Here is a 5,510-nt window from a genome sequence, read left to right on the forward strand (position 1 = left end):
GAAAGTGATCAGATTAAGATATCTTGGTTAGGGTATTTTCATCGGTATGTTCGAAGCCACTCTCACCATAGATATCAACCACAGTTGTTTGCTGATAATGCAAGCGATCCCCCTCCACTTCCAATGTTTGACTGAAGGACTTGGTATTTGCTTTTTCCCTCATAAACGCCGCTTCAGTAATGCCCCAGGTATCGCTGCCATTTTCTGCTTCAACAAAAATAATCATCTTATTATTGATGTATTCAACTGTACCGCCAGCGAGCAGAGAGACACGACGAGGAATCGTAAAGCCATTACAAATGGTTTGGCTCTCAGCATCCCAAGTCCAGTAGCCTAGCTGATGATGAATTAGCTTGTCATCGCGCTTGCGACGAACTATTTGTTCGTACTGAACAATGCCCAAGTCTTGCTCTTCAGCATTACTCACATCACCCACGAGTTTGAATTCCAAGGTTTCATAGAAGGCGTTTTCTTCAACACCGTCGGGCTCCGGTGCAATGTCCATCCCTGTTTCACCTTGCCACTTTCCCAGCAACAGCGCTAAGGGCCCTACAAGCTTGGCATCTAAAACTTTGTTATCAATTGCTTTGAATTCTGACATAGCTACCTCGAATCTATTTTTCTATTAATAGGATAATGCTTTTTTCATTGTCGTTTTTAAAGCGCTTTAGAGAAATTTTAGTGCTGCCAAGCTAAATAAAGACTCTGAAATTGATTTAGATCTAAGCCATCTCTACTTCTCAGGGTTCTGAGCGCTTTATGCTTAAATATCAGTAAGACTAATAATTTACGTTTCATATCTTGCGTAATTTATTAGAATAGGATCTATAGTAAAAAGATAGCCTTATTTAATTTCTTAATTTAATGGATTCTTGCGTCATGAAAATCATCAAAAAATCTTCCAAACTTGATAATGTGTGTTACGACATTCGAGGGGAAGTCGCGCGAGAAGCCAAGCGTTTAGAAGAAGAAGGCCATCGAATCCTAAAGCTTAACATTGGCAACCCTGCGCCCTTTGAGTTCGACGTACCTGAAGAAATACAAACCGACGTCATTCGTAACTTGCCTAACGCTCAAGGCTATAGTGATTCAAAGGGCTTATACTCTGCACGTAAAGCCGTTATGCAGCATTATCAGTCAAAAAACATTCTCAATGTTGACATAGAAGATATCTATTTAGGCAACGGCGCAAGTGAGCTCATTGTTATGTCTATGCAGGCTCTGCTAAATGACGGCGATGAAGTGTTAATCCCCTCACCTGACTACCCTCTATGGACGGCTGCTGTAACGCTAAGTGGCGGTAAGCCTGTGCATTATCTATGTGATGAGGAGTCTAGCTGGTACCCAAGCGTCGAGGACATTCGCAGTAAAATTAACGACAATACCAAAGCAATTGTCGTCATTAACCCGAACAACCCGACCGGCTCGGTTTACCCTGAAAGCTTACTGAAAGAGTTGGTCGACCTTGCTCGAGAGTTTAAGCTGATGCTATTAGCTGACGAGATCTACGACAAAATTCTATATGACGGCGCAACTCACACACCCCTTGCGTCGCTGTCTTCAGATGTCCTTACATTGACCTACAATGGCCTATCTAAGACCCATCGTGCAGCCGGTTACCGGTCTGGCTGGATGATGATTACCGGTCCTAAGCATTATGCTGAAGATTTCATCGACGGCATCGATATGCTCGCGTCAATGCGACTTTGCTGTAATGTACCCGCTCAATACGCGATTCAAACCGCTTTGGGCGGTTATCAAAGTATCAATGACCTAATCGTTCCGGGCGGACGCTTATGGGAGCAGCGTGAGCTTGCCTGGAAAATGCTCAATGATATTAAGGGCGTTTCATGCGTCAAGCCTGATGGCGCGCTTTACCTCTTTGTTAAACTAGACCCTGAGATTTACCCGATCGTAAACGACGAAAAATTGGTCTTGGACTTGCTCAAACAGCAGCGTATTCTTATCGTTCACGGAACAGGCTTTAACCTCAGTGATACTCAGCACTTCCGATTCGTATTCCTTCCACGGGTAGACGTTCTGGAAGATGCAATTCAGCGTTTTGAATTGTTCCTAAAAACTTACGAACAATTACCTGAAGAGAACTAGGGTCAGCCATTTAAATGTTCAGCATCCATATTGAAGAGTTTTTTCTCGATTGCACCAAAATTCTGAAGCAACTGTATATGAGTTTCCCGATGAAGAGCAACGTCTTCGTCGAGGATATCTCAGGCCCAGACCAAGCTGATGAGTACGGTTTACATAGCGATCGTTTTCAAAGTTGTTTTGGCGCTATGCTTTGGCTCGAGCAAGAGCGCTTCATTAAGTTTGAAAGCACTCTTAAGCAAGAAGCTATTGATCAGGCGACCCTAACTTCAAAGGGTCTTAAGCTGATGTCCAGCATCTGCCACGACCAGCAAATTAATGTCTTAACTGAGCAAATTCATCCAATCATTGAAGGCCTGAAGGGCTTGCCGAATATCGATACACTCAATCATATTATGAAGCATGGCACCTCAAGCCAGCTCGCGATAGCCATGCAACATCTGATTCACAAATACTCTGATAACTAACAGACCACAACCCTTTCCGCACACAACGATCTAGCGCTGTCAAAAGCCCCGCCTGAAGCTGGCACTGAGGGGTAATAACATCAGGGTCGTGCCCCTAATTCCTTTTATATTTTTAAGACAAATAACTAATCTCGTACATAAGTGCATCATCATAGCCACATATTATTTTATGAAAGCCAGATAACTGCTTATCAAGTTCGTCACAACCGCTATCAACATGCAAAGCCCGACCATTAAGGGCTCTAATTTTTTCTTGAGTCGAAATAAACTGAAGGTTACCGAGACCGGCCTGCCGAAGAACTCGTGGACTAATTTGTTGATTACCACGCCCTAAAACAATCCCCTGCCCACCTATAACAGAGAGAATCACCTTTACCCTGGGATATTGTTGCAGCAATTCAAATAGCTGAGCCTCATGAACGTCATTCGCGATAAGCGTGACATTTACACCATCAAAGAAACACACATCAACACCCAGCAATGTTGGCTGCTCCAAACCGATCATTTCCTTCAAGTGCTGTAAGGTGCCGCCTGAGCCGAGGACATACAAAGTATCATCTTCTAATTCTTCACTCATAAATGAGCAAAGCTCTTCAAGCATCAACTCATCATCCAGCATGCCCGAACATTTAACCGACTGAACCAGAAGCTGATCGTCCGGTATCAGCATTTCACCAAAATGCTGAGTCTTAACCAGCCCCTTGGCAAAAGCATCCTCATCAATATCTCTCACGTCTGCCATACGGGCTGACACTAAACGATGACTCGCCATACTTTCTACCACCGAAACCACCGCCTTAGGTGTTACCGCAAATACGCCAGAATGCATCTTTACACCTGCCGGAATCCCTAAAGCGCACTGCTGATCACCAATCACCGTGTAGATATCACGCGCAGTACCATCACCGCCGACAAACAACAGGATATCTATTGAGCGTTTCATAATCTCGGCTGCGGCTGCACGCGTATCGTCAGCTCGAGTTAATTCAGGAGGCTGGAACAAAACCTCGATATCAAAGACATCTGCAAACTCTGAACAGATATCTCCGCCCATCTGTCCACCTGCACACAAAAATGATACTGAAGCCAATCTACCCTGCAAAACTAAATCTTTCAGACCGACTAAAACCGCTCTTAGCCTATCGGCCGCCTTGGCCTCTACGCCTCTGGAAATCGCTATTTCTGTGGTAGATGCTGCATCACTACCTTTAAGCGCAGCCGGCCCACCCATTCCAGCTAGAGGGTTAAGCACCAAACCAAAAGTAAAACTTGCTTGGCTCATTGCCTTATCTTCGTTCATTTTCGTAAATGTAGCTGGAAAGTGTTAACACATGCTCATCAGTCAGGTTCACAAACTGAATACCGACAATATAGCGACCTTCCTCACCAACTTCTTCATCGGTATTTAGCTCTATATTGCGGATAATACTCGGAAGGCAAATTCTCTTAGTCACACCGCTCGCACTCAGCTCAAAAGACACCAAAAGCTCATGCCCCTTTTCACCCAATGACTGGGGAGAAGACATTCTTGCACCAGTTTTGCTTAAGTTATCAATATAAGCAGGTTTAGGCCATTCACCAAAAATATCGAAGTCGCTATCTATTTCAGCCTCAATATTTGTCGTGACACGTTCAGAGTTACGAATCTGGAGCGCGGTAATTTCTTCAGGATAAACCAAGTGATAATAGCTATAAGGCTGAATTGAACGATAGGCGACACGAGTTTCAAAAGCACAGACTTGCTTACCCACCAAAAGCCGAACGGCCACTGTACTGTCTTTGTCCAGAAGCACTTCTTTACCTTCTCTCAAGGGAGAAGAAATTAATATGCTACGATTTTCAACAAAACCAATTAGGTTTACCTGATACTTACGTGCAGGAGAAATTGTTTCTAAAGTGACGGCCGCCCCAATTGATAAACCTAAGTTCGCAAAAGACGCAACTGGACTATCTTGGGAATCATCAAGCTTCTCAGCCACACTTAACCTCTTATTATCATTATTAAGGTATCAATTTTAGGACTTAACATTAAAACCTAAAGACTTAAACTTACTTAGCAATTCTGAGTTAACTTTCTTCAATTGAATCTTTACACCTGAAAACTCGCGCCGGCAGCGGTAGTTCTTTCGGAAGCGGTCAAAGGCCTGCCATCGCTCTTCATCAGGTAAGCGTAAGCTGGCTTGCAGTAAACTATGGTCATGACGCACATCAAAGCAGGCTCGAATTGCAGTATGAATAGACCAATCAACATCTGCATTTGAAGTAAAGGCCATTTTAGACAAAGGCGGCTCTTCTAAGAATTGCCCAGAAGAGTGGCGAGATGGTAAACCTAAAAACTGGCATAAGGCCCGGTAAACCATTTCAGTCCCCAAGACCTTACCGTCAAAACTATAGCCGGCAATATGCGGCGTACCAATAAAGACTTTGCGAGCCAATTCGACATTAAGCTCAGGCTCTCTCTCCCACACGTCAAGGATAGCGGTAAACTGTGGCTGATGATCTAGGAAGTCATTCAGGTCATCATTATCGATAACCGGCCCCCGACTCGAATTAATCAGAATTTGCTCTGGCTGCAAGCTTTCAAGCACCTGCTTATCGATCATATGGTAGGTTGGATGCGTACCTTCTTTACTTAAGGGCACATGAAGTGATATCAGGTCGCAGCGCATCACTTCTTCAAATGATACAAGTGAATCATCATCCAAAAACGGGTCACAGGCTTTAAACTTGATTCCCAGCTTCTCCAAGCGCGCAGCAAGTAAGCTACCAACATTGCCATAACCCACAATACCGACTGTTACCGAGCCTAAATCGAGCGAATGAGTTTCGGTTAGAATTGATAAGCAACTTAAAACATACTCAACAACAGAGTTAGCATTACAGCCAGGCGCATTACAGTAGCGAATGCCCTGCTGATCAAGGTAATCAGTATCAATA

Annotated in this window: 6 protein-coding genes; 2 read left to right on the plus strand and 4 right to left on the minus strand. The window is 44.0% G+C overall.

The window, feature by feature from the left end:
- Window positions 1–13: 13 nt before the first annotated feature.
- Complete coding sequence (locus A3735_RS11920; protein ID WP_068514756.1) at window positions 14–601, minus strand: heme-binding beta-barrel domain-containing protein; 588 nt, start codon at window positions 599–601, stop codon at window positions 14–16.
- 278 nt (window positions 602–879) lie between these two features.
- Here A3735_RS11920 and A3735_RS11925 point away from each other — a divergent pair, with 278 nt between their 5' ends.
- Both A3735_RS11925 and A3735_RS11930 read left to right on the plus strand, forming a co-directional pair.
- Entirely contained in the window at window positions 880–2,109 is a 1,230-nt protein-coding gene (locus A3735_RS11925) for a pyridoxal phosphate-dependent aminotransferase (protein ID WP_068514753.1), read from the plus strand.
- Window positions 2,110–2,198: 89 nt separating this feature from the next.
- Entirely contained in the window at window positions 2,199–2,573 is a 375-nt protein-coding gene (locus A3735_RS11930; RefSeq protein ID WP_156499632.1) for a hypothetical protein, read from the plus strand.
- Between the two features lie 112 nt (window positions 2,574–2,685).
- Here the strand turns inward: A3735_RS11930 and A3735_RS11935 are convergent, their stop codons facing one another.
- The 3 genes from A3735_RS11935 to A3735_RS11945 all read right to left on the minus strand — a co-directional run.
- The gene (locus tag A3735_RS11935; RefSeq protein ID WP_068514798.1) at window positions 2,686–3,855 is read right to left on the minus strand and encodes an ATP-NAD kinase family protein; all 1,170 of its coding nucleotides are present in this window, start codon (window positions 3,853–3,855) and stop codon (window positions 2,686–2,688) included.
- A gap of 4 nt (window positions 3,856–3,859) precedes the next feature.
- Complete coding sequence (locus A3735_RS11940; protein ID WP_068638113.1) at window positions 3,860–4,552, minus strand: flagellar brake protein; 693 nt, start codon at window positions 4,550–4,552, stop codon at window positions 3,860–3,862.
- 36 nt (window positions 4,553–4,588) lie between these two features.
- Window positions 4,589–5,510, minus strand: a 922-nt coding sequence (locus A3735_RS11945) for a 4-phosphoerythronate dehydrogenase (protein WP_068638115.1), incomplete at its 5' end; no start/stop codon positions are given.

Source organism: Oleiphilus sp. HI0061 (assembly GCF_001635675.1).